We start from the raw sequence: 22668 nt of genomic DNA on the forward strand, positions 1-22668 counted from the left end.
GTGTGGGAGATAACGAGGCCGGGCTGTGGGCTCGGGTGCGCCTGGGGGATGAGCTTGCGCTCGCGGGGTTGTTTGATCGGTATGAGGGGCGGTTGTTCCGGCATGCGTCGCGGTTGTTGACGCATCGGGAGGATGCGAAGGATGCCGTGACGGTGGCGTTCTTCGAGTTGTGGCGTAAGCGTGCGTCGGTGCGGCTGGTCGATGGGTCGCCGTTGCCGTGGTTGTTGAACACGGTGGCGCATTGTGCGCGGAATCTGGAGCGGTCGGGGCGTCGGTATCGGGCGTTGTTGGATCGTGCGCCGGCGGCGGAGCCGGTGTCGCACGATCGCGATGACAGCGGAGTGTTGGCGGCGTTGAAGCGGTTGCCGGAGCGGGAGCAGGCGGTGGTGGTGCTGTCGGTGTTGGAGGGGTTTTCCGAGCGCGAAGTGGCGCAGGCCCTCGGCATCCCGGCGGGGACGGTGAAGTCGCGGTTGGCGCGGGCGAAAGCGAAGCTCCGTGACGACGTGGCCCGGGAAGGGGTGCAGGCATGAACGACGAATTGACGCCCGATGAGCGGGCCGCTTTGCGCTCTCGCATTCTCGGCGGAGCGCGCGATATCAAGCCGGCCGGTGCGCACCGGAACGCGTGGATCGCGGGGTCGATCGCGGCGGTTCTGGTGGTTGCCATCGCCGGCGGTGTGGTCGCGACGTCGACGCTGTCAGCACCGCAGATCGCGGAGACCCCGACGCCGACGCCGGTGACCACCGAGACCGTCCCGCCGAGTCCCACTCCGCCCCCGACGTCCGTGCCGACCCCCGCCGCGACCGCCGTGACGGCAGTTGGACGCGCACCGTTCGGCGACTCGTGCGACAACGTCCTCACGTCGGAGCAACTGGCCGCGGCCACGGGTCATCCGATGTACGACGTCACTTTCATCCGGCATGACACCAGGGCGACGGTGCGGGGTGGCGTCTTCTGTGCGTGGGTGTCATCCGATGAGCGCTGGGCCGCGACCGTGAACGTCGCCGTCCTTCCGTCGACGGAATCGCTCCCCGCGCCCGAATCCGACCAGTTCGCTACCGAGGGATGCGACGAGAACGGCCGTTGCACACTCACCCGGGTCGAAGACGGGGTGCGGGTCTGGGTACAGGTCTGGGCGAAGCTCACAACACAGTCGCCCGACGTCACCGCCACGCGGTCCAGCACCCTGCTCGACCAGATCTTCGCGAGAGCGGGCGACTATCCCGCGGGCGTCACAGCGACCCCGACGTCGGCGTGGTGGTCTCCGTGGGACTGCGCGGATGTGACGTCGTGGATAGATCCGACCGTGTCCGGCTACGACACCGCGACGAGCGTGACCGCGGAGCCGGACACTGCGAAGGCGGACGGAGCCTGCACGATCACTCTGTCTCGACCGACGTCGACATGGGACGCTCAGGTCTGGCTCGTACCCGGCGGTGCTGTCGGTCTCGACCAGATGGTCGCCGCCGCGGACAGATCGACTCCCGTGACGGTGTCAGGAGCCGTCGAGGCGTACTCGGTGACGGTCCTCGCCAAGGTCGACGATGGTGGCGCGTCCTTCCTGTGGGTCAGCGACGGCACGAACCTGCTCGTCGTCACGCCTTCATCCTTGGAGGAACCGGATGTCGCGATCCAGCTCGCAGAGCAACTCCTCGCCCGGCTCTGACATGGCAGATGACGAGGCCGGGCTGTGGGCTCGGGTGCGGCAGATGGCACGTGGGCCCGGTTCTCGCTGCCCACGGAGGCCAGGTCTGCGGAACTGACGTCCATCGCCTCGCAGATCGCGTCGACGATCGTTCAGGCCGTGTATCGGATACCGTGACCGTGGCGTTCTTCCCCGTGGAAGCGTACCTTCGCCTCGGCGCTGATCAGGGGGTTCCATCGTTGGAGAGGTTCTTGACGCGCAGGAACGCCTGGATCGCGGGGTCGATCGCGGCGGTTCTGGTGGTTGCCATCGCCGGCGGTGTGGTCGCGACGTCGACGCTGTCGGCACCGCAGATCGCGGAGACCCCGACGCCGACGGCGACCGTCGCGCCGGTGGTCCCGACCCCCACCCCGACCCCGAGCGCCACCCCGTCGAGCACCCCGGTCGTGGCGTTCGACGGGGACTGCGGGAATGCGATGAGCAAGAACGACGTGTCGGCTCTCGTCGGCGTGCCCATGGTCCTCTCGAACGGTCTCGCAGCGGGGGATGCCCGGGTGCTGGGGGGTGTCGCCTGTCAGTGGCGCTCAGGAGGCGAGCAGTACCAGGCAGTCGGAGTCGACGTCTTCCCCGCTGCGGTCGTTCCCGAATCCGTCCGGGGCTCCCTTGGCGTACCGTCCGACTGCAAGATGGGTGGCCTCGCGTGTCGCTCCACCGAGCGATTCGGGGACGCGATCGTGTCGGCGTGGGGTGCGCGCGATGACGAGGTCGCGGCATTGCTCGAGGCGGTGGGACCTCGCGCCGCCGCGTCACCCGGCCGGCCCGGCACCATCCCCTCAGGCGCGTGGGCCCTCCCTGACTGTGCCGATGTTCTGAAGATCGCCGAGGCGGCCCGCGGGCGGGGGGATCTCGTTCCTCATCAGGGTGATTTCTTGCCGAACGGTCTGGCGTGGGACGTCATGAGCGCCAACGGCGCCGCCGGTTACTGCGCGGTGGACAACCGATCGGCGATCAACGTCGCGAGCGTGGTCGACATCTTCTTCGGTCCCGGTTCGTCGCCCGATCTCGCCGAGATCGCCCGGAGCTCGGGCTCAGAGACGGTCGTTGCCGGGGCGGATGCGGCCTGGTTCTTCCCGGAGTTGACGCCTTCCTTCGATTACCTCCTCGTTCAATCCGGGCCGAACGTCCTGATGATCGGAACCAAGGCCATGATCGAGGAGGAGATGGCGCAGCTCGCGGCCGGCCTGATCGCCGCGCTCGGCTGAGCAGGCGGCATCCACCGCTCTAGACTCGATGATCGTGGTCACCCGTCTCTCGAACTACTTCCTCCGCACGCTCCGCGAAGACCCCTCGGATGCCGAGGTCACGAGCCACCGCCTGCTCGTGCGCGCCGGCTACATCCGTCGCAACGCCCCGGGCATCTTCGCGTGGCTGCCGCTGGGACTGAGGGTCAAGGCCAAGATCGAGACGGTCGTCCGCGAGGAGATGGCGAACGCCGGGGCGTTCGAGGTGCACTTCCCTGCGCTGCTGCCCCGTGAGCCCTACGAGGTCACGGGCCGCTGGGAGGAGTACGGCGACGCGCTGTTCCGCCTGCAGGACCGCAAGGGTGCCGACTACCTCCTCGCCCCCACGCACGAGGAGATGTTCACGCTCCTGGTGAAGGACCTGTACTCGTCGTACAAGGACCTGCCGCTGACGATCTACCAGATCCAGGACAAGTACCGCGACGAGGCGCGTCCCCGCGCCGGTCTCCTGCGCGGTCGCGAGTTCACGATGAAGGACGCGTACTCGTTCGACGCGACCGATGCGGGACTGGATGCCTCGTACCAGGCGCAGCGCGACGCGTACGAGCGGATCTTCCAGCGCCTCGGGCTCGAGTACGTCATCGTCGCGGCGGACGCCGGCGCGATGGGCGGGTCGAAGTCGGAGGAGTTCCTGCACCCGACACCGATCGGCGAGGACACCTTCGTGCGTTCGGCGGGCGGGTACGCGGCCAACGTCGAGGCCTTCACGACGGTGGCGCCCGAGGCGCTGCCCATCGAGGGGCAGCCCGCGCCGGTGATCTTCGACTCGCCGAACACGCCCACGATCGCGACCCTCGTCGACCACGCCAACGCGGTGTTGGACACCCCGGCTCCCGGCGTCGCAGGCCCCGCCACCGCGGATGCCGCCGAGTGGACGGCCGCGCACACGCTCAAGAACGTGGTGCTCGCCCTCACGCACCTCGACGGCACCCGCGAGATCGTCGTCGTCGGCCTCCCGGGCGACCGCGACATCGACGACAAGCGCGTCGAGGTGGCGTTCGCGCCGGCCGAGGTCGAGGCCGCCACCGAGGCGGACTTCGAGAAGAACCCGCTCCTGGTGAAGGGGTACATCGGTCCCTGGTCGGAGACCGGCGCCATCCTCGGCGAAGAGTCCGCGACCGGCATCCGGTACTACCTCGACCCGCGCGTGGTGGACGGCACCGCCTGGATCACCGGCGCCAACATCGACCAGAAGCACGTGCACTCGCTCGTCGCAGGTCGCGACTTCGTCGGCGACGGCTTCGTCGAGGCCGCGACGGTGCGCGCCGGAGACCCCGCCCCCGACGGCTCGGGACCGGTGGAACTCGCCCGCGGCATGGAGATCGGCCACGTGTTCCAGCTCGGCCGCAAGTACGCCGAGGCCCTCGGCCTGAAGGTGCTCGACGAGAACGGCAAGCTCGCGACCGTCACGATGGGGTCGTACGGCATCGGCGTGACCCGCATCCTCGCGATCATCGCCGAGCTCAACAACGACGACAAGGGCCTCATCTGGCCCCCGTCGGTCGCCCCGTTCGACGTGCACGTCGTCGCGACGGGTCGGGATGCCGTGGCCTTCGACCTGGCCGCGTCGGTGTCGGAGCAGCTCGAGGGCGCCGGACTCGACGTCCTCTACGACGACCGCCCCAAGGTCTCGCCGGGCGTGAAGTTCGGCGACGCCGAGCTCGTCGGCATCCCGCGTATCCTCATCGTCGGTCGCGGCGCGGCCGACGGCGAGGTCGAGCTGTGGGACCGCCGCACGGGGGAGCGCGAGACCCTGCCGGTCGAGGCGGCGATCGCGCGCCTGCGCCCCTGAGCGCTGCTCTCTGATCTCCCATCTCTCACGCCGCGTCCGTCCGTGCGCCCCACGGATTCGCCGAGACGTCATCACGCTGACGAGTCCCTTGCATCCTGCCGCGCGGATGTCGGCGCGATGACGTCTCGCGGATCAGGAGGGGGACGCAACGCGCCGACGGGCGCCGACCGCGGATAGCGTGGATGCCATGATCTCCGCGCCCCGCGTCCCCCTGTCCGACGGCTCCTCCATCCCGCAGCTCGGGGTGGGGACGTACAAGGTACCCGCCGAGGTCACCGCGGATCTCGTCGCCGGGGCGCTCGCCGCGGGATACCGACACGTCGACACCGCCGCGCTCTACGGCAACGAGCGGGAGGTCGGCGAGGGGATCCGGGCTGCCGGGATCGCGCGCGACGACGTCTTCGTCACGACGAAGGTGTGGAACGACGATCAGGGGTTCGACGAGACGCTTCGCGCCTTCGACGTGAGCGCCGAGCGGCTCGGACTCGGACACGTCGACCTGTACCTCATCCACTGGCCGATCCCCAGTGCCGACCGGTACGTCGACACGTGGCGTGCGCTGGTGCGCCTGCGCGAAGAGGGCCGTGTCACCTCCATCGGGGTCAGCAACTTCTCGCCCGCCCACATCGAACGCCTCCGCGACGAGACGGGAGTGCTGCCCGTCATCGACCAGGTGGAGCTGCACCCCCGCTTCCCGCAGAACGAGCTCGTGGAGTGGAACACGGCGCACGGCATCGTCACCGAATCGTGGGCGCCGCTGGCGCGCGGCGGCCTGCTCGAGGAGCCGGTGCTCGCCGACATCGCGGCCCGCTACAGCAAGACGCCGGCGCAGGTCGTCATCCGCTGGCACCTCGACCGCGGCCTCGTCGTGTTCCCCAAGTCCGTGTCTCTCGACCGCCTGCGCGAGAACGGCGACGTGTTCGATTTCGCCCTCGACGCCGCCGACCACGCCCGGATCGCGACGCTCGAGACGGGAGAGCGGACGGGGCGGAACCCCGACCTGGACTGACGGGCGTCAGGCGTCCAGGCGTGCGTAGCGCGCACGAAGAACGGTGAACAGGCCGTAGGCCAGGAATCCCGCGCCGACCAGCGCCGCGAGGAGACGTCCAGCGGGGAGCGCGACGACGGCCGTCACAGCGCCGTCGAGACCGCCCGCGGTGTCGGGCTCCACGCGGATCGCGGCGACGACCAGAAGGATGCCCACGATCACCAGCGCCACGCCCTTCGCGAGGAACCCCGCCACCCCGAGCGCGGTCAACGCGACTCCACTCGTTCCATCGGGGATCCGGACTTTGGTGCGGAAGGATCGGCGCACGCCCATCCAGACGAAGCCGATGCCCACCGCCGCGACGACCACGCCGACGGCCCCGAGGACGAAGCCGCCGATCGGAAGATGCAGCACGCCCGCGCTGATTCCTTCGGCCGCCTGCTCCGCGTGGGGGCGGGCGCCCAGGGCGACGGATGCCGAGACCACCCCGACGGCGAGGAACACGATGCCCTGCGGTGCCTCGGCGGCGATGCGTGCGAGCCGCCGTGGGCCGGAGAGACCGCGGGGCGCGACGGCCTGCAGCAGATGCCAGGCGCCGAGGGCGACGAGGCCGACGGCCAGAGCCCACAACCCGACGGCTCCGAGGGGAAGCGCCGCGAGGGCGCGGAAAGCTCCGGTCTGATCAGTGTCCTCGGCGGCGCCCGTTCCCACCGCGATGACAAGCCCGCCGATGAGGAGGTGCAGGATGCCGTTGGCGGCATACCCCGCACGAGCGGCGAGGCGGAATCCGGGGTTTGCCTCGGCGTCGCGGGCGAGGACGCGGGCGGGGGAGGGCATTGGGGAACCGTACGCGTCCTCGCCCGTTGCGACAAACCCCGGGCGTGGGATGCGTCGGCCATGCGGCGGCGAGGTGAAGATCCTGTGTCGATGCCGATCCCTCTTGGCGCGCACGGGCGGTTCTCATTACGGTCGAACCGTGCCCGAGAACACTTCCTCCGCGTCCGAGCCCCGTCCGACCCACCCGCTCGCGCTCGCCCCCGTGGCAGCGCCTCCGGCATCGGTCGATGGCTTCGTCCGCCGCTTCCTGCAGAACCTCAACTTCGACCAGGGCGTGGCGCTGTCGACCTCCGACGACAACGACCGTTACCTGGCGCTGGCAGGCACGGTCCGCGACTACCTCATGGCCCGCTGGCTGGACGACCAGGCGCAGCAGAGCCGCCAGCAGTCCAAGACGGTCTGCTACCTCTCGGCCGAGTACCTGCTCGGGCGTCAGCTCGACAACAACCTCCTCGCCGCGCGGTTGACCGACATCGCCACCGAAGCGCTCGCGCAGTGCGGGATCGACATCGACGAGCTCCGCGCCCTGGAGATCGAGCCCGGTCTCGGAAACGGCGGCCTCGGCCGGCTCGCCGCCTGCTTCATCGACTCGCTCGCGACGATGAGCATCCCGACGATCGGGTACGGCATCCGATACGAGTACGGCATCTTCCGCCAGGCCTTCGCCGACGGCCAGCAGATCGAGCAGCCCGACGCCTGGCTGCGGCTCGGCTCGCCGTGGGACTTCCCGCACCCCGAGGCGGCACAGACCATCTCGTTCGGTGGACGCACCGAGACCTACGACGACGGCGGCGTCGAACGGACGCGTTGGGTACCCGACTGGAACGTGCTCGCGGTGCCGTACAACATGATGGTCCCCGGCTACCACAACGGGCGCGTCAACACCCTCCGTCTGTGGCGTGCGGTCGCGACCAACGCCTTCGACCTCCACACCTTCAACTCCGGCGACTACGTCGAGTCGGTCCGCGCGCAGACCTTCGCCGAGAACATCTCCAAGGTGCTCTACCCCGAGGACTCCACCCCGCAGGGCAAGGAGCTGCGCCTCCAGCAGCAGTACTTCTTCGTCGCGGCATCCATCGCCGACTTCGTCGAGAACGTGCTGCCCGAGGGGTTCGACCTCGCGAACCTCCCCGAGCGCGTCATCTTCCAGCTCAACGACACCCACCCCGTGATCGGTGTGCCCGAACTCATGCGCGTGCTCGTCGACGAGAAGGGGATGGAATGGGATGCCGCGTGGGCGATCACGCAGAAGTGCTTCGCCTACACGTGCCACACGCTGCTGCCGGAAGCACTGGAGGTCTGGTCGGTTGACCTGCTGGGCCGCCTGCTCCCGCGCCACCTGGAGATCATCTACCGCATCAACGACGAGTTCCTGCTCGAGGTGCGCGAGCGCTTCGGCGACGACGAGATGCTCATCCGCGACATGTCGATCATCGGTGAGCACCCGTTCCGCTCGGTACGGATGGCCTATCTCGCGACCGTCGCGGGATCCAAGGTCAACGGCGTCGCCGAGCTCCACTCGCAACTCCTGCGCGACAACGTGCTGAAGGACTTCGCGCGCATGTGGCCGGAGAAGTTCACCAACGTCACGAACGGCGTGACCCCGCGCCGCTTCCTGCGCCTGGCGAACCCCGAGCTGTCGACCCTCATCACCGAGACGCTGGGCGCGGGGTGGACGGTCGACCTCGAGCGCCTCCGCGGTCTCGAAGCGTTCGCCGACGACCCCGAGTTCCGCGAGCGGTTCGCGGCGGTCAAGGCGTCGAACAAGCGCCGTCTCAGCCGTGTCCTGGCCGCCCGCGACGGAATGACCCTCGACGACGGGCACCTGCTCGACGTCATGATCAAACGCCTCCACGAGTACAAGCGTCAGACGCTCAAAGTGCTGCACATCGTGAGCTCGTACGACGGCATCGTCTCGGGGCGCGTGTCCGTCGACGATGTCCAGCCCCGCACGTTCCTCTTCGGCGCCAAGGCCGCCCCCGGGTACGCGATGGCGAAGCACATCATCCACCTCATCAACGCCGTCGGCGAGGTCGTCAACGCCGACCCCCGGGTGCAGGGGCGACTCAAGGTGCTCTACCCGGCGAACTACAACGTGACGCTCGCCGAGAGCATCATCCCGGCCGCGGATCTCTCCGAGCAGATCTCGCTCGCGGGCAAGGAGGCCTCGGGCACCGGAAACATGAAGCTCGCCCTCAACGGCGCGCTCACGATCGGCACCGACGACGGCGCCAACGTCGAGATCCGCCAGCTCGTGGGAGACGACAACTTCTTCCTCTTCGGCATGAGCGAGCCCGAGGTCGAAGCCCTGTGGGCGGAGGGGTACCGTCCCGCCGACTTCTACCACGAGGACGACCGCCTGCGCCGAGCGATCGACCTAATCGCTGCGGGAACGTTCTCGGACGGGGACCGCACGGTGTTCGAGCCCCTCATCTCGAACCTGCTGTACGACGACCGGTTCATGGCGCTCGCCGACTTCGGCTCGTACGTCGATGCGCAGGAGCGCGTCGACCTCGCCTACGCCGATCAGGACGCGTGGGTGCGCTCCGCGATCCTCAACGTCGCCCGCAGCGGCTTCTTCTCCTCCGACCGGGCGATGCGCGATTACCTCGACCGCATCTGGCACGCGACTCCCGTCAACTGAGCGGACACGGATGCCACGACCCCGGGTCGTGGCATCCGTCCCGCTCTGGCAGGAAGTCGCCGAAGGCTGACCGGCGGGCGCCCGTTCGCGGTGTCGGCGCAGGCGAGAGTGGGGGGAGCGGGCGCGTCCGCCCGCCGAAGGAGCCCCGCCATGCGCCTGTCCGACATCATCGCCCCCGACACCGCCGCCGCTCGCGGCGCTCTCGCGCTGGCACAGCACTACCAGTCGCCCGCGATCACCGCCCACGCTCTCCGCTCGTGGCTGTGGGCGGAGGCGTTCGCTCTCGTCGACGGCATCGAGGGCGTCGATCATGAGCTCCTCTACGTCGCGGCGGTGCTGCACGACATCGGGACGGTGACCGAGTTCGACAACCACACGCTGTCGTACGAGCACGCCGGTGGCCACGTCGGCATCGCCCTCACCGCAGGGGCCGGGTGGGACACGGCCCGACGCGCGCGCGTGCTCGACGTGATCGTGCGGCACAACTGGCCGCGGGTCGACCCGGGCATGGATGCCGAGGGCTATCTGCTGGAGACCGCGACCGGACTCGACATCTCGGGAGCACGGCCCGACGCACTTCCGCGGGAGTTCGTGCGCGAGGTCCTCGCCGCCCATCCGCGGGGCGCGCTCGCGGCGGAGTTCGGCGCCTGCGTTGTGGATCAGGCGGAGCGCAAGCCCGACACGGCGGCGCGACGGCTCGTCGACGGGGGAGTCCTCGACAAGCTGGCCGCGAACCCGCTCGAGCGCATCTGACGCCGGCGTCCGGGCCGGCGCGGGTGCACCGGCTCCGGGGCGCGGCGTGCCGGACTCCGGAGATTCCCGTCAGGCAGCCAGAGCCATCCGCCGAATCACGCGGAGCCGCCTTCGCGCGCTCGCAGATTCTCCGGAGTTGCGCACAGCGGACGCGAGCCGGGATGCCGGGAACGCTTGTGCGGCGGCATCCGGAACCCTTCCGCGGGTCGCGGGGGGTGCGGCATCCCGGGTATCGTAGGAGGGTTGTCGGTACCGGTTGTGCCGACGAGAGCTGAATACGGAGGATCCCGATGGACATCGATCTTGCACTCCTGAAGACGATCGAACGCGAGAAGGAGATCCCCTTCGACGAACTCGCGCGCATCATCGAGCAGGCGATCCTCACCGCCTACGCCAAGCACATCTCGCCCAGCGGCGAGATCCCCGCCGGCGCGCGGGCCGAGCTCGACCGCAAGACCGGTCATGTCGGCATCTTCACCCCGGTCCTCGACGACGAGGGCGTCGTCATCGGCGAGGAGGAGCAGGCGCCCGACGACTTCGGTCGCATCGCGGCGTTCGCGGCGAAGCAGGTCATCAGCCAGCGTCTGCGCGACATCGCCGACGACGCGGTACTGGGGGAGTTCCGCGGCAAGGAGGGCGACATCGTCGCCGGCGTCGTGCAGCAGGGGCCGAACCCGCGCATGGTCCACGTCGACCTCGGCACCGTCGAGGCCATCCTCCCGCCCGAGGAGCAGGTCCCGGGCGAGACCTATCCGCACGGCTCGCGTCTGCGCGTCTACGTCACCTCGGTATCGAAGGGCAACAAGGGCCCCCAGATCACCGTGTCGCGGACGCACCCCGGTCTGGTGCGCAAGCTGTTCGCGCTCGAGGTCCCCGAGATCGCCGCCGGGCTGGTCGAGATCGTCTCGCTCGCTCGTGAAGCCGGTCACCGCACGAAGATCGCCGTGAAGGCGAACGACCCGACGGTCAATGCCAAGGGCGCCTGCATCGGCGAGGTCGGCCGCCGCGTCCGCGCCGTGACGGAAGAGCTCTCCGGCGAGAAGATCGACATCATCGACTACGACGCCGAGCTGCCCAAGTTCGTCGCCAACGCGCTCTCGCCCGCGAAGGTCACGTCGAGCTTCGTGCTGGACGCCTCCACCAAGGCCGTCCGCGCCCTGGTGCCGGACTACCAGCTGTCGCTGGCGATCGGCAAAGAGGGCCAGAACGCGCGTCTGGCCGCCAAGCTGACCGGCGCGAAGATCGACATCCAGCCGGACAGCATCCTCGAAGACAACTGAGCGTCCGTCGTCCGGACGACCGCGAGGTGTACCATGGAGCCTGTACGAACGTGCGTCGGATGCCGCGCACGTGCCCCCCGATCATCGCTTCTGCGTGTGGTCGCGGAGGGGTCGGTCCTCGTCAGAGACGAGCGGGCGGTCCTGCCGGGACGGGGTGCGTGGGTGCACGAGACGGACGCGTGCGTCGGGAAAGCTCTCGCGCGCCGCGCCTTCGTACGAGCATTGCGTGTGTCAGGCCCGCTTGACACGCAGACCTTCGAATCAACCCTCCAGCGAAACGGCTGAACGGCTATGGACACGAAGTGAACGGCTCGAAATGAGACCCGTCCGCAACTAACGGTCTGCCCTGTCCGGGGTAGACCCCTCAGACAGGAGAATTGTGGCAAAACCACGCGTGCACGAGATCGCTTCCGAGCTCGGCGTCGACAGCAAGGTCGCGCTCGCGAAGCTCAAGGAGCTCGGCGAATTCGTCAAGAGCCCCTCATCGACCATCGAACCCCCGGTGGCCCGTAAGCTTCGCGCTGCCTTCGCGGCGGAAGGCGCGTCCGGATCCTCGGATGCCAAACCCTCGGCCGCCGCGGCGCGCCCGGGTGCTCGCCCGAACCCGGCCCGCCCCGCAGCGGCACCCGGCGCACGTCCGTCCGGTCCCACGCCCGGACCGGCGCGTCCCGCCGCGCCCAAGAGCGCTCCGGCCCCTTCGGCACCCGCCCCCGCTCCGGCGGAATCCGCCCCGTCGGCGTCCGCTCCGGCGGCGTCCGCTCCGGCGAAGCCCGCCTCATCCGCTCCGGCCCCCGCGGCCCCGGCGCAGGCTCCCGCGTCGCAGGCGCCGAAGCCCGGCGGCCCGCGTCCCGGTCCCGCCGGTGGCGGGTCGAACCCCCGCGTCCCGGTGGTGCTCCGCGCCCCGGTAACAACCCGTTCGCGTCGGCGCAGGGCATGGGACAGCGTCCCGCCGGCCCGCGCCCGGGTAACAACCCGTTCGCGTCGGCGCAGGGCATGGGACAGCGTCCCACCCCCGGCAACATTCCGCGTCCGCAGGCCCCGCGCCCCGGCGCTCCCCGTCCGGGCGCTCCGCGTCCCGGCGGTGCAGGTCGTCCCGGTGGCGGCGGTCGTCCCGGTGCTCCGTTCCAGCAGCGTCCCGGCGGTCCCGGTCGTCCCGGCGGCGCGGGCGGTGGCTTCCAGCGTCCCGGTGGCGCGCCCGGCGCGGGCGGCGGTTTCGCCGGTCGTCCCGGTGGTGGTGGCGGCCGTGGCCGTGGTCCCGGCGGTGGCACCGCGGGTGCCTTCGGTAAGGGCGGCGGCAAGTCCAAGCAGCGCAAGTCGCGTCGGGCGAAGCGGCAAGAGTTCGAGATGCGGTCGGCGCCGGTCGTCGGCGGCGTCAACGTCTCGAAGGGCAACGGCGAGATCATCCGCCTGCGTCGCGGCGCCTCGATCGCCGACTTCGCGGACAAGCTCGAGGCTCTGCGCGGGTACACCGTGCAGCCCGGCACGCTCGTGACCATCCTGTTCAACCTGGGCGAGATGGCCACGGCCACCGAGTCGCTCGACGAGGCCACCTTCGAGGTCCTCGGCGCGGAGCTCGGCTACAAGATCCAGATGGTCTCGCCCGAGGACGAGGACAAAGAGCTCCTCGAGGGCTTCGGCCTCGACCTCGACGCCGAACTGGAGGCCGAGAGCGAGGACGACCTCGAGATCCGTCCTCCCGTGGTCACCGTCATGGGTCACGTCGACCACGGTAAGACGCGACTGCTCGACGCCATCCGCCAGACGAACGTCGTGGCGGGCGAGGCCGGCGGCATCACGCAGCACATCGGTGCGTACCAGGTCTGGACCGAGCACGACGGCATCGAGCGCGCCATCACCTTCATCGACACCCCGGGCCACGAGGCGTTCACCGCCATGCGTGCCCGTGGTGCGCAGGTGACCGACATCGCGATCCTCGTGGTCGCGGCCGACGACGGCATCATGCCCCAGACGGTCGAGGCGTTGAACCACGCACAGGCGGCGAACGTGCCGATCGTGGTCGCGGTCAACAAGGTCGACAAGCCGGATGCCAACCCCGCCAAGGTGCGCCAGCAGCTCACCGAGTACGGTCTGGTCGCCGAGGAGTACGGCGGCGACGTCATGTTCGTCGACGTCTCGGCCCGTCAGGGCACGAACATCCAGGAACTCCTGGACGCCGTGCTGCTGACCGCCGACGCCGGACTCGACCTGACGGCCAACCCGAACAAGGCGGCCCGCGGTGTCGCGATCGAAGCGAAGCTCGACAAGGGCCGCGGTTCGGTCGCCACCGTCCTGATCCAGTCGGGAACGCTGCGCGTCGGAGACGCGATCGTCGCCGGAACGGCCTACGGCCGCGTCCGCGCCATGATCGACGAGAACGGCGACGCGGTCGACGAGGCTTACCCCTCGCGTCCCGTGCAGGTGCAGGGCCTCAACTCGGTCCCGCGCGCCGGCGACGTCTTCATCGTCACCGAGGAAGACCGCACCGCGCGTCAGATCGCCGAGAAGCGTGAGGCCGCCGAGCGCAACGCCCAGCTGGCCAAGGCTCGCAAGCGCATCTCGCTCGAGGACTTCACCCGCGCTCTCGAAGAGGGCAAGGTCGAGTCGCTCAACCTCATCATCAAGGGCGACGTGTCGGGTGCCGTCGAGGCGCTCGAGGAGTCGCTGCTCAAGATCGAGGTCGACGACAGCGTCCAGCTGCGCATCATCCACCGTGGTGTGGGTGCGATCACCGAGTCGGACATCAACCTGGCCACGATCGACAACGCGATCGTGATCGGCTTCAACGTCCGCCCCGACACCAAGGCCCGTGAGCGTGCCGCCCGTGAGGGCGTGGACGTGCGGTTCTACTCGGTCATCTACAACGCGATCGACGACGTCGAGCAGTCGCTCAAGGGCCTGCTCAAGCCGGAGTTCGAAGAGGTGCAGTCGGGTGTGGCCGAGATCCGCGAGGTGTTCCGCTCCTCGAAGTTCGGCAACATCGCCGGTGTCATCGTCCGCTCGGGAACCATCACGCGCAACGCCAAGGCGCGCGTCATCCGCGACGGTGTGGTGCTGGCCGACGGTCTGGCCATCGAGTCGCTGCGTCGCTTCAAGGACGACGTCACCGAGGTTCGTACGGACTTCGAGGCCGGTATCGGACTCGGCAAGTACAACGACATCCAGATCGGTGACGAGATCGAGACCACCGAGATGGTCGAGAAGCCGCGAGGCTGATCCGTCGAACGGGGGTCGCGCCTGCGGGCGCGGCCCCCGTTCCGTCCTCCAGAGAAGGAGAAGGAAGTGGCAGGGGAACGACAGGCCCGTGTGGCCGACCGCATTCGCGTGGTCCTTGCGGAGCGCCTCGAGAGGGGACTGCGAGACCCCCGGCTCGGATTCGTCACGATCACGGATGTCCGGGTGACGGGCGACCTGCAGCACGCGTCGGTGTTCTACACCGTCATGGGCGACGAGGCGCACCGGGCCGATACGGCCGCGGCGCTGAAGTCCGCCACCGGCATGCTGCGCAGTGAGGTCGGCAAGAACCTCAACACGCGGCTCACTCCGTCGCTGGAGTTCATCCTCGACGCGATCCCCGAGAACGCCGACCACATCGCGGCGTTGCTGCGCGAAGCGCGTGAGCGCGACCAGTCGGTGGCGGGTCTCGCCGCGAGCGCCTCGTACGCCGGCGAGGCCGATCCGTATGTCAAGCCGCGGGAGTTCGGTGACGACGACATCGACGATGACGACATCGACGACGACGAGGGTGACGACGACGGAGACGAAGCGCGCCCCTGACAGCGTCGTGCGAACGGCCGGATGCCGCCCCCGCGGGGGTCGTGTCCGGCCGTTCGTCGTTCCGCATCGCGAGGAGGAGCGTCTCTCCGTCGCGCGGGGGAGGTGGTGGCATCCGGGGCTTCGTAGGGTCGAAGCATGACCGCTTCGTCTCGCCCGGACTGGCTCTCCATCGGCGTCTTCGCCGTCACCTCTGTCGCCCTGTCGTGGCTCATCGCGCTGCCGCTGTGGTCGCGCGGACAGGGTTTGGCGGATCCGTTCCTGGGCCTCGTCGCCGCTGCCATGATGTTCACTCCTGCGCTGGGAGTTGTCGCGGCGCTTCTGGTGCAGCGGCGTCGTCGCGGACGCCGTGGTGCACGCGTCGTGCTGCGGGAACTCGGGATGTGGCCGCTGCGACCGGCCGCGCGGACGATCTGGACCTGCGTGGCCGTCATCGTCGGCGCACCGCTGCTCGTCGCGGTCGGTCTCGTGGTGGTGGGGGCTTTGGGCCTCGCGACCTTCGATCCGATCGGATTCTCCGGCTTCGAGAAGACGCTGGAGGCCGCGGTGCCGTCCGGGACCCCGCTGCCGCCGGTGGGAATTCTCGTGGCGGTGCAGCTGGCCACGATCCCGCTCGGCGCCATCATCAACGCGCCGTTCGCGTTCGGTGAGGAGCTCGGGTGGCGCGGCTTCCTGTTGCCCGCCCTGCGGCCGCTCGGAGTGTGGCCGGCGTTGCTCCTCTCGGGCGCGTTCTGGGGGTTCTGGCACGCCCCGCTGATCCTGCTGGGCTACAACTTCCTCGAGCCCAACGCGTTCGGCGTCCTGCTGATGATCGGTGGCTGCGTCCTCTTCGGCGTGCTGCTGGGGTGGACGCGACTGCGCACGGCATCCGTGTGGCCCGCGGTGTTCGCGCACGGAGCGTTCAACGCCTCGGCGGGATTGGGTGCGCTGGTGGTCGCGGCCGACTCGGTCACTCCGTCACCCGTGCTTGCGGGTCCGCTCGGCCTCGTCATGTGGGGCGTCTTCGCGGTGGTCATCGCGGTGCTCGTCCTCACGGGGCAGTTCCGGGCCGACCGCCTCGACGCGCGTCTCGGGCCGGATCCGGTGCGGTCGGCCCCGGTCACGCCGACGGTCTGAGCCGAGCGCCCTCAGCGGGGCAGGAAGAGCGCGCCGTCCTCTGCTTCGGCGAGTCCGTCGGCGATGAGTGAGTCGATCGCCCGGTCCCGCTGCACGGGGTCGGGCCAGTCGGGAACGACGTCGTCGAGGCGCACCGCCGCGGGTGCCGCATCGCGCAGCACCTTCAGCACCGCGCCGCGCGCCTGACGGTCGCTGCCCTCGTACTTCGCCTGGCGGCGACGCCGGTCCTCGGATGCCGGGTACCCCGCCGCCCGCCACGCGCACTGCGTTGCCAGGGGGCACACACCGCACTTCGGTGAGCGTGCGGTGCAGACGATGGCCCCGAGCTCCATGGCCGCGGCGTTCACGATCGCCGCCTCGCCCACGTCTTCCGGCAGCTCCGCCGTCATCCGGGCGAGGTCGGACTTCCCTGGCGGACCGGGTTGCGCGACGCCGTCGATCACGCGGGCGAGGACCCGTCGCGTATTCGTGTCGACCACCGGATGCCGGTCGCCGTACGCGAACACCGCGACGGCACGGGCGGTGTAGTCACCGATCCCGCTGAGCGCGAGGAGCGCGTCGACGTCGCGCGGCACGACTCCCTCGTGCCGGTCGCGGATCTGCACGGCCGCACGGTGCAGCCACAGCGCGCGTCGCGGGTAGCCCAGGTTCGCCCAGTGCGCGACGGCTTCCGCGGGGGGTGCGGCGGCGAGGTCAGCAGGTGTCGGCCACCGCTCGAGCCACGCTTCGAGGTGCGGGATGACGCGGGCCACGGGCGTCTGCTGGAGCATGAACTCGCTGACGAGAGTGCCCCAGGCCCCGAACCCGTCCCGGCGCCACGGCAGGTCTCGGGCATTGTCGCGATACCAGGCGATCAGCGGTGCGGCGATCCCTGGCATCCCTCAACCCTACGGTCGCCACCGCCCCGGGGGCGGCGCGAGAGACGGCGTTCGTCAGGGGAAGGCGATGTCGCCGCGTGGCTCAAGAAGAGGCGGTGTCGGTGGGCGACCGTAGGCTGGAGGCATGTCGAGCGAGAACCCCGTCGAGACCCTGCAGCGCAGCCTCCGCGATCTCCTGCATCAGAACGCGGGCAACGGCCGTCTTGTCGTGGCGATCGACGCCCTGGATGCCGCCGCCGCCACTGCTTTCGCTGACGCCTTCGCCGCGGCGGTCGCCGAGGACGGCACCGCGGTGTTCCGCGCGACGCTCGGCGACGGCGCCGACGACGTGCGCGAGGGTCTCGTCGCGCCGTTCCGCGCGGGCGAGCCCTTCGAGGGCAGCGGAACCGCCGCCCCCGAACGCGCGGTCCTCGTCGTCGACGGCCGTTTCCTTCACGCGTCCGGCCTGCGCGGCTTGTGGAACTGGTCGGTGTGGCTCGAAGCCAACCCGCCCTTCGGTGCTCCCCGTCCCGAGCTCCCGGATGCCGAGAAGCAGTACGTCCGGTCATCGCGGCCCCGGGCTGCGGCGTCGGTCATCGTCGAGAACTCCGACCCCGCCCACCCGGTGCAGGTGTTCGGCGACTTCTGCTGATGGTGCGCGCGGGCATCCTCCTGGTCGACAAGCCGGGGGGCATCACCAGCCATGACGTCGTGGCGCGCGCGCGTCGCGCGCTGGGTACGCGGAAGATCGGCCACGCGGGCACGCTCGACCCCATGGCCACGGGCCTGCTGGTGCTCGGCGTCGAGGGCGCGACGCGCCTGCTCACCTACATCGTGGGCGCCGACAAGACCTACGAGGCGACGATCCTCCTCGGGGTCTCGACCGACAGCGACGACGCCGACGGAGAAGAGACCGGGCGCGCGGATGCCGCGGCGGTCGACGCCGTGACCGAGACCGCGATCGCCGCCGGTGTCGCCGAGCTGACCGGCGAGATCGAGCAGGTGCCCAGCACGGTCTCCGCGATCAAGGTGCAGGGCCGTCGCGCGTACGACCTGGCCCGCGCCGGCGAGGCGGTCGAGCTGAAAGCGCGTCGTGTGACCGTGTCACGCTTCGACGTGCGTGCGATCCGGAGAGAAGCGGCGACGATCGCCCTCGACGTCGTCGTCGACTGCTCCAGCGGAACGTACATCCGCGCGCTCGCCCGCGACCTGGGCGCCGCGCTCGGCGTCGGCGGCCACCTCACCGCTCTCCGCCGAACCCGCATCGGGTCGTTCGGCGTCGGGTCAGCGGCATCCGTCGACGACATCGCCGAGGAAGCCCTGGTGAACCCGGCCACCGCCGCCGCGACGGTCGTCGGTGCTCTCGCGGTGAGCTCCGACGACGCGCGCGACCTCCGCCACGGCAAGCGCATCGACGGCGGCGGGCGCCTCACGGGCGAGCGCGCGGCCGCGATCGATCCGGACGGGCGGCTGGTCGGGATCGTGGAGCGGCGGGGGAGTCAGCTCAAGAGCGTCATGAACATGCCCGGGGAGGTCGCGGGATGATCCTGTGGTTCACACTCACGCAGGTGGGGGTCGCGGTTCTCGCGGGCCTCATCGCCGTCGTCGCGGGGCTCGCCGGACGCCGACCGTCCGACCTCACGGTGGGGGCCCTCGCGCTCATCGAGGTGCTGCTCATCGTGCAGATCGTCGTCGCCATCGTGTCGCCGTTCGCCGGGAACCCGCCGACGGGCAGCCTGCTGGAGTACTGGACGTACCTCGTCTCGGCCGCACTCCTCCCGCCCGCCGGCGCCGCGTGGGCGCTCATCGAGCGCAGCCGGTGGAGCACCGTCATCATGGGCGCCGTCGCCCTCGCGGTCGCCGTGATGGTGTGGCGCATGCACGTGATCTGGACGGTGCAGGTCGCCTGAAGCGTCGGTGGCGGCCGAGGCGAGAGGACGCCGGGAGAACTAGACTCGGAAGGTCATGGCATCCATCACTCCCGCCCGCACCCGCGGAATGACCGGCGTCGGCCGGGTCCTCGTGATCGTCTACGGCATCATGGCGCTCGCCGCGACGGGACGGTCGTTCGTGCAGATCGTCCGTGAGTTCGACGACGCGCCGGTCGCCTACACGCTTTCCGCGCTCGCGGCCGTGGTCTACATCGTCGCGACGCTCGCGCTCGTCTTCTCGGCGCGGCCCGCGTGGTACCGCGTTGCGTGGGTCGCCATCGGTTTCGAGCTCGTGGGAGTCCTCGTCGTGGGCACGCTGAGCCTCGCGCTGCCGTCGCTGTTCCAGCATCCGACGGTGTGGTCGGTCTACGGCATCGGCTACCTGTTCATTCCGCTCGTGCTGCCGTTCCTCGGTCTGTGGTGGCTGGTGCGGCACCGCCGGACGGCGTCGTGATCGTCTTCCGCGACCCCGCGGAGGTGCCCGCGGGCTTCGGTCCGTCGGTCGTGGCGATCGGCAAGTTCGACGGCGTGCACACCGGCCACCGTGCCGTGATCGACCGGGCTCGCGTCGAGGCGGCGGACGGCGCGCAGGTCGTGGCCGTGACCTTCGACCGCAACCCGTTGAGCGTCCTGCGACCCGAGAAGTGCCCGCCGGATGTCATCGGCCCGCACCAGAAGCTCGAGCTCCTCGATCGCGCGGGAGTGGATGCCACCCTGCTGCTGACTTTCGACGAGACGCTGGCCGCGCAGCCGGCCGACGCCTTCGTCCGGCGAGTGCTCGTCGACGCCCTCGCGGCTCGGACGGTGCTCGTGGGGCGCGACTTCCGCTTCGGCGCCGGGGGCGCCGGCGATCCCGCGATGCTCGTGCGGCTGGGGGAGGAGTACGGCTTCCGGGTGGACGTGGTCGACGACGTCCGCGCGGTTCACGCCGACCGTCGCGTGTCGTCGACGTGGATCCGCGAGGCCCTCGCGGCGGGTGACATCGCCACCGCCGCTCGTCTCCTCGGTCGGGCTCCCTCGGTGTGGGGCGAGGTCGTGCACGGGCTCAAGCGCGGGCGCGAGCTCGGATACCCGACGGCCAACCTGTCGCCCGACCTCGAAGGGTTCGTGCCCGCCGACGGCGTGTACGCGGGGTGGCTCGTCGACGTCGACGGCGCGCGTCGCATCAGTTACCCGGCCGCCATCAGCATCGGCACCAATCCGACGTTCGACGACGTGCACACGCGGCAGGTCGAGGTGTACGTCCTCGACGAGACCGACCTCGATCTCTACGGGCACCACGTCGAGGTGCGTTTCGTGGAACGGGTCCGCGGCATGGCGGCTTTCGACGGCGTCGAGGCCCTGCTGGTGCAGATGGCCGACGACGTGGAGCGCGTCCGCGGCATCCTGAGCTGACGACGCCCGACGCGTGGGCGCCGAGAGCGCGTTACGTTGCCGCCGCGGCGACCTCAGTCCCGTCGCGACAGGTGGTTGCGGATGCCGAGGAACGACGTCGCCGCGCCGAGCCCCATGAGCACCGCGGTGAAGATCGCCGCGCGGTGGAACCCGTCGAGGTCGAGGGCGCCGCCGGCGATCGCGGACACCGCGGCGATTGCGAGGAGACCGGCCACCCGCGACACGGCGTTGTTGACCGCCGAGGCGATTCCCGACCGCTCCGTATCGATCGCGCCCAGCACCGCGGCGGTCAGCGGAGACACGGTGGCGGTGAGACCCAGGCCGAAGACGACGACGCCCGGCAGCACCTGCGTCCAGTAGTCGAACTCGGGGCGAACCGTCAGCAGCAGGAGCGCCCCGACGGCCATGACGGCCGGTCCGAGCGTCATGAACAGCCGCGGCCCGATGCGGCCCGACAGTGCGCCCATCCGTGAGCTGAGGGCGATCATCAGCAGCGTGCTCGGCAGCGATGCCAGGCCCGCGAGGGTTGCGGGCAGTCCCGCCCCCTGTTGCAGGTAGACGCTGAGGACGAAGCCGTTCAACGACAGCGCCGCGTAGACGAACATCGTCGTGAGGTTCCCGGCCCAGAAGTTGCGGGATCGGAAGAGGTCGAGCGGCATCATCGGTTCGCGCGCGACGCGCTGGCGCACCAGGAACCCCGCGAACGACACGACCCCGAGCGCAGCCGGTATCCAAATCACCGGCGAGCCCCATCCGAGGTTCGGTTGCTCGATGAGCGCGAACACGATCCCGCCGAGGCCGACGGCGCACAGGACCGCACCGAGGATGTCGACGTGCGCGCCGGGGCGGCGCTGGTCCGCATGGCCGCGTCGCGCGAGCAGCCACAGCGTCACGCCGATCGGCAGGACGTTGACGAGGAAGACCAGGCGCCACGACAACGCGTCGACGAACACGCCGCCGATGAGGGGTCCCGCGATCATGGCGACGGTGGTGGCACCGGTCCAGATCCCGATCGCGCGGGCCTGCGCGGCGCCGCGGAACGTCGACGTGATCAGCGCGAGGGAGCTGGGCACCAGCAGCGCGCCCGCGACGCCCTGGAGCGCCCGCGCGGCGATGAGGAACTCCGCGGTCGGCGCGGCGGCGATGGCGATCGAGGTGACGCCGAACCCGATGAGGCCGATGCGCAGCACGAGCGTGCGGCCCAGGACGTCGCTCATCGATCCGGCGACGAGGATGAACGCGCCGAGCGTGACGAGGTAGGCGTCCACGACCCACTGCTGTGTGGACAGCCCGCCGCCCAGGTCGCGGGAGATGGCCGGGAGCGCCACGTTCACGACGGTGCCATCCAGGAACGACACGAAGGATGCCAGCACCGCCACGGTCAGCACGACGCGTTGGTCCCGCGACATCCGTTCGGCCATGGGCCCAGCGTACGGGCGGTGGGACCGCTGCGGTCGAGCGGCCGTACCCCCGGGCCGTGACACCTCGGGCGGGCCTCCCCGACGACTCGCCCGCAGGCACTCCGGAACCGCACTACGCCCGGGTTAGGGTCGATCCGATCCTCGGAGGTCTCATGCCCGCCCTCGCCCGTGTGCTCGCCGTCGGCTCCGCCGCCGCGGCCCTTGTCGTCGCCCTGAGCGGCTGCGTTCCGGAACCGTCCCCGACTGCGTCGCCGACCTCCGAAGCATCGGTGTCGAGCACCCCGTCGGCGTCCGCGACGCCGAAGCCGTCCTCGTCGATCCCCTCTCCGACAGTGAGCCCGAGCACGGCTCTCCCCGCCTCCTGCGACGACGTCTACTCGGATGCCATGCTCACCCGGCTCCAGGAGCAGGACGGCCCGCTCAACGATCCCGGGGTCTCCCTGCTCTCCACCGACCAGGCGTCGTTGCTCGAGCTCCTGGACTCGATCCCGACACTGCGCTGCTCGTGGGGCCCGCCGGGAGAGAAGGGTCTGTCCACGAACGTGTCGATCGTCGACGCCACGCAGGCGGCGTTCGTCCGCGACGCGCTGTCGTCGAGCGGATTCGGGTGCGACACCAGTGACTCCGCGACCATCTGCCGTCTCGACCAGCGCGGGGTCTCGCTCGACGACGTGCCGTTCGAACGCGGCGAAGTGCAGGCCATCCGTGGGGAGGTCTGGGTCACGACGTCGTGGATCAACTTCGATCCGGAGGGCTACACCGAGGACATTCTGTCGACGGTGGCGGGGTGACCGGCTCCGAGAACCGCTAGAATGGATGCGACCCCGTCACCCGCCTCCTCGCGAGCCGTTCCGGTGAAGACGCGTTACGGGTCGCAGACGCTGCCGCTCCGGTGGTCAGTCTCGCGGCATTCTCCGGGGTCATCGATCCACCGGCT

The 22668-nt window shown here is 70.2% G+C and carries 21 protein-coding genes and 1 pseudogene; 18 read left to right on the plus strand and 4 right to left on the minus strand.

The genetic code is table 11. From position 1 onward, the window contains the following. Nucleotides 1–2: 2 nt before the first annotated feature. Together AC3WLZ_RS05060 and AC3WLZ_RS05065 are read left to right on the plus strand one after the other, a co-directional pair. A complete protein-coding gene (locus AC3WLZ_RS05060; RefSeq protein ID WP_492469298.1) occupies nt 3–530 on the plus strand; it encodes an RNA polymerase sigma factor in 528 nt (175 codons plus the stop codon). Continuing rightward, nucleotides 527–1666: a hypothetical protein gene (locus tag AC3WLZ_RS05065; RefSeq protein ID WP_492469299.1), complete on the plus strand. Its 1140-nt coding sequence runs from the start codon at nt 527–529 to the stop codon at nt 1664–1666. Before AC3WLZ_RS05060 ends, AC3WLZ_RS05065 begins: the two co-directional genes overlap by 4 nt. Before the next feature lie 202 nt (nt 1667–1868). Here the strand turns inward: AC3WLZ_RS05065 and AC3WLZ_RS05070 are convergent, their stop codons facing one another. Beyond that, entirely contained in the window at nt 1869–2162 is a 294-nt protein-coding gene (locus tag AC3WLZ_RS05070; RefSeq protein WP_492469300.1) for a hypothetical protein, read from the minus strand. 256 nt (nt 2163–2418) lie between these two features. On the opposite strand from AC3WLZ_RS05070, the gene AC3WLZ_RS05075 reads away from it, so the two are divergent. The 3 genes from AC3WLZ_RS05075 (at nt 2419) to AC3WLZ_RS05085 (ending at nt 5747) form a co-directional block, all read left to right on the plus strand. Then, nucleotides 2419–2907: a hypothetical protein gene (locus AC3WLZ_RS05075; RefSeq protein WP_492469301.1), complete on the plus strand. Its 489-nt coding sequence runs from the start codon at nt 2419–2421 to the stop codon at nt 2905–2907. Between the two features lie 34 nt (nt 2908–2941). Continuing rightward, nucleotides 2942–4738, plus strand: coding sequence for a proline--tRNA ligase (locus AC3WLZ_RS05080; RefSeq protein ID WP_492469302.1), 1797 nt, complete (start codon nt 2942–2944; stop codon nt 4736–4738). A gap of 187 nt (nt 4739–4925) precedes the next feature. After that, entirely contained in the window at nt 4926–5747 is an 822-nt protein-coding gene (locus AC3WLZ_RS05085) for an aldo/keto reductase (RefSeq protein ID WP_492469303.1), read from the plus strand. A 6-nt stretch (nt 5748–5753) separates the two neighbouring features. Here AC3WLZ_RS05085 and AC3WLZ_RS05090 read toward each other — a convergent pair whose 3' ends face one another. After that, nucleotides 5754–6563 carry a DUF1206 domain-containing protein gene (locus AC3WLZ_RS05090; protein WP_492469304.1) on the minus strand — a complete coding sequence of 270 codons (810 nt, stop codon included), beginning with the start codon at nt 6561–6563 and terminating at the stop codon, nt 5754–5756. A 139-nt stretch (nt 6564–6702) separates the two neighbouring features. On the opposite strand from AC3WLZ_RS05090, the gene AC3WLZ_RS05095 reads away from it, so the two are divergent. From AC3WLZ_RS05095 to AC3WLZ_RS05125, 7 genes and pseudogenes are all read left to right on the plus strand, one after another. Next, nucleotides 6703–9207, plus strand: coding sequence for a glycogen/starch/alpha-glucan phosphorylase (locus AC3WLZ_RS05095; protein WP_412924006.1), 2505 nt, complete (start codon nt 6703–6705; stop codon nt 9205–9207). 150 nt (nt 9208–9357) lie between these two features. Further along, the gene (locus AC3WLZ_RS05100) at nt 9358–9960 is read left to right on the plus strand and encodes an HD domain-containing protein (protein ID WP_492469306.1); all 603 of its coding nucleotides are present in this window, start codon (nt 9358–9360) and stop codon (nt 9958–9960) included. Nucleotides 9961–10250: 290 nt separating this feature from the next. Next, nucleotides 10251–11240, plus strand: a complete 990-nt coding sequence (gene nusA, locus AC3WLZ_RS05105; protein WP_492469307.1) for a transcription termination factor NusA — start codon at nt 10251–10253, stop codon at nt 11238–11240. 33 nt (nt 11241–11273) lie between these two features. Next, the gene (locus AC3WLZ_RS05110) at nt 11274–11525 is read left to right on the plus strand and encodes a YlxR family protein (protein ID WP_076490888.1); all 252 of its coding nucleotides are present in this window, start codon (nt 11274–11276) and stop codon (nt 11523–11525) included. A gap of 94 nt (nt 11526–11619) precedes the next feature. Further along, nucleotides 11620–14453: pseudogene (infB, locus tag AC3WLZ_RS05115) on the plus strand (translation initiation factor IF-2). 66 nt (nt 14454–14519) lie between these two features. After that, nucleotides 14520–15014: a 30S ribosome-binding factor RbfA gene (gene rbfA, locus AC3WLZ_RS05120; protein ID WP_492469308.1), complete on the plus strand. Its 495-nt coding sequence runs from the start codon at nt 14520–14522 to the stop codon at nt 15012–15014. A gap of 135 nt (nt 15015–15149) precedes the next feature. Then, nucleotides 15150–16127 carry a CPBP family intramembrane glutamic endopeptidase gene (locus tag AC3WLZ_RS05125; RefSeq protein WP_492469309.1) on the plus strand — a complete coding sequence of 326 codons (978 nt, stop codon included), beginning with the start codon at nt 15150–15152 and terminating at the stop codon, nt 16125–16127. An 11-nt stretch (nt 16128–16138) separates the two neighbouring features. Here AC3WLZ_RS05125 and AC3WLZ_RS05130 read toward each other — a convergent pair whose 3' ends face one another. Then, a complete protein-coding gene (locus AC3WLZ_RS05130; RefSeq protein WP_492469311.1) occupies nt 16139–17005 on the minus strand; it encodes an HhH-GPD family protein in 867 nt (288 codons plus the stop codon). Between the two features lie 124 nt (nt 17006–17129). On the opposite strand from AC3WLZ_RS05130, the gene AC3WLZ_RS05135 reads away from it, so the two are divergent. The 5 genes from AC3WLZ_RS05135 to AC3WLZ_RS05155 are packed head-to-tail and all read left to right on the plus strand — an operon-like array spanning nt 17130 to nt 20310. After that, the gene (locus tag AC3WLZ_RS05135) at nt 17130–17636 is read left to right on the plus strand and encodes a nucleoside/nucleotide kinase family protein (protein ID WP_412924013.1); all 507 of its coding nucleotides are present in this window, start codon (nt 17130–17132) and stop codon (nt 17634–17636) included. Next, on the plus strand, nt 17636–18529 hold the full coding sequence (gene truB / locus AC3WLZ_RS05140) for a tRNA pseudouridine(55) synthase TruB (protein ID WP_412924014.1): 894 nt from the start codon (nt 17636–17638) through the stop codon (nt 18527–18529). The genes AC3WLZ_RS05135 and truB overlap by 1 nt, the downstream gene beginning before the upstream one ends. After that, nucleotides 18526–18894 carry a hypothetical protein gene (locus AC3WLZ_RS05145; RefSeq protein ID WP_412924015.1) on the plus strand — a complete coding sequence of 123 codons (369 nt, stop codon included), beginning with the start codon at nt 18526–18528 and terminating at the stop codon, nt 18892–18894. The genes truB and AC3WLZ_RS05145 overlap by 4 nt, the downstream gene beginning before the upstream one ends. Nucleotides 18895–18949: 55 nt before the next feature. Beyond that, entirely contained in the window at nt 18950–19369 is a 420-nt protein-coding gene (locus AC3WLZ_RS05150) for a hypothetical protein (protein WP_412924016.1), read from the plus strand. Continuing rightward, the gene (locus AC3WLZ_RS05155; RefSeq protein ID WP_492469312.1) at nt 19366–20310 is read left to right on the plus strand and encodes a bifunctional riboflavin kinase/FAD synthetase; all 945 of its coding nucleotides are present in this window, start codon (nt 19366–19368) and stop codon (nt 20308–20310) included. Before AC3WLZ_RS05150 ends, AC3WLZ_RS05155 begins: the two co-directional genes overlap by 4 nt. 53 nt (nt 20311–20363) lie before the next feature. On the opposite strand, the gene AC3WLZ_RS05160 is transcribed toward AC3WLZ_RS05155, so the two are convergent. Further along, nucleotides 20364–21731, minus strand: a complete 1368-nt coding sequence (locus tag AC3WLZ_RS05160) for an MFS transporter (RefSeq protein ID WP_412924018.1) — start codon at nt 21729–21731, stop codon at nt 20364–20366. Nucleotides 21732–21883: 152 nt separating this feature from the next. Here AC3WLZ_RS05160 and AC3WLZ_RS05165 point away from each other — a divergent pair, with 152 nt between their 5' ends. Beyond that, complete coding sequence (locus AC3WLZ_RS05165; protein ID WP_492469313.1) at nt 21884–22522, plus strand: hypothetical protein; 639 nt, start codon at nt 21884–21886, stop codon at nt 22520–22522. Nucleotides 22523–22668 lie beyond the last annotated feature (146 nt).

It is taken from the genome of Microbacterium sp. FW305-3-2-15-F-LB2 (assembly GCF_058787255.1).

Bases quoted from the DNA above. Each gene is read 5' to 3' on its own strand.
- AC3WLZ_RS05130 (WP_492469311.1), bottom strand. From the start codon at position 17,005: ATGCCAGGGATCGCCGCACCGCTGATCGCCTGGTATCGCGACAATGCC.
- AC3WLZ_RS05065 (WP_492469299.1), top strand. From the start codon at position 527: ATGAACGACGAATTGACGCCCGATGAGCGGGCCGCTTTGCGCTCTCGC.
- AC3WLZ_RS05150 (WP_412924016.1), top strand. From the start codon at position 18,950: ATGGCATCCATCACTCCCGCCCGCACCCGCGGAATGACCGGCGTCGGC.
- AC3WLZ_RS05160 (WP_412924018.1), bottom strand. From the start codon at position 21,731: ATGGCCGAACGGATGTCGCGGGACCAACGCGTCGTGCTGACCGTGGCG.
- nusA (WP_492469307.1), top strand. From the start codon at position 10,251: ATGGACATCGATCTTGCACTCCTGAAGACGATCGAACGCGAGAAGGAG.
- AC3WLZ_RS05135 (WP_412924013.1), top strand. From the start codon at position 17,130: ATGTCGAGCGAGAACCCCGTCGAGACCCTGCAGCGCAGCCTCCGCGAT.
- AC3WLZ_RS05100 (WP_492469306.1), top strand. From the start codon at position 9,358: ATGCGCCTGTCCGACATCATCGCCCCCGACACCGCCGCCGCTCGCGGC.
- AC3WLZ_RS05125 (WP_492469309.1), top strand. From the start codon at position 15,150: ATGACCGCTTCGTCTCGCCCGGACTGGCTCTCCATCGGCGTCTTCGCC.
- AC3WLZ_RS05085 (WP_492469303.1), top strand. From the start codon at position 4,926: ATGATCTCCGCGCCCCGCGTCCCCCTGTCCGACGGCTCCTCCATCCCG.
- AC3WLZ_RS05110 (WP_076490888.1), top strand. From the start codon at position 11,274: ATGGAGCCTGTACGAACGTGCGTCGGATGCCGCGCACGTGCCCCCCGA.
- AC3WLZ_RS05070 (WP_492469300.1), bottom strand. From the start codon at position 2,162: ATGGGCACGCCGACGAGAGCCGACACGTCGTTCTTGCTCATCGCATTC.
- AC3WLZ_RS05090 (WP_492469304.1), bottom strand. From the start codon at position 6,563: ATGCCCTCCCCCGCCCGCGTCCTCGCCCGCGACGCCGAGGCAAACCCC.
- AC3WLZ_RS05165 (WP_492469313.1), top strand. From the start codon at position 21,884: ATGCCCGCCCTCGCCCGTGTGCTCGCCGTCGGCTCCGCCGCCGCGGCC.
- truB (WP_412924014.1), top strand. From the start codon at position 17,636: ATGGTGCGCGCGGGCATCCTCCTGGTCGACAAGCCGGGGGGCATCACC.
- AC3WLZ_RS05145 (WP_412924015.1), top strand. From the start codon at position 18,526: ATGATCCTGTGGTTCACACTCACGCAGGTGGGGGTCGCGGTTCTCGCG.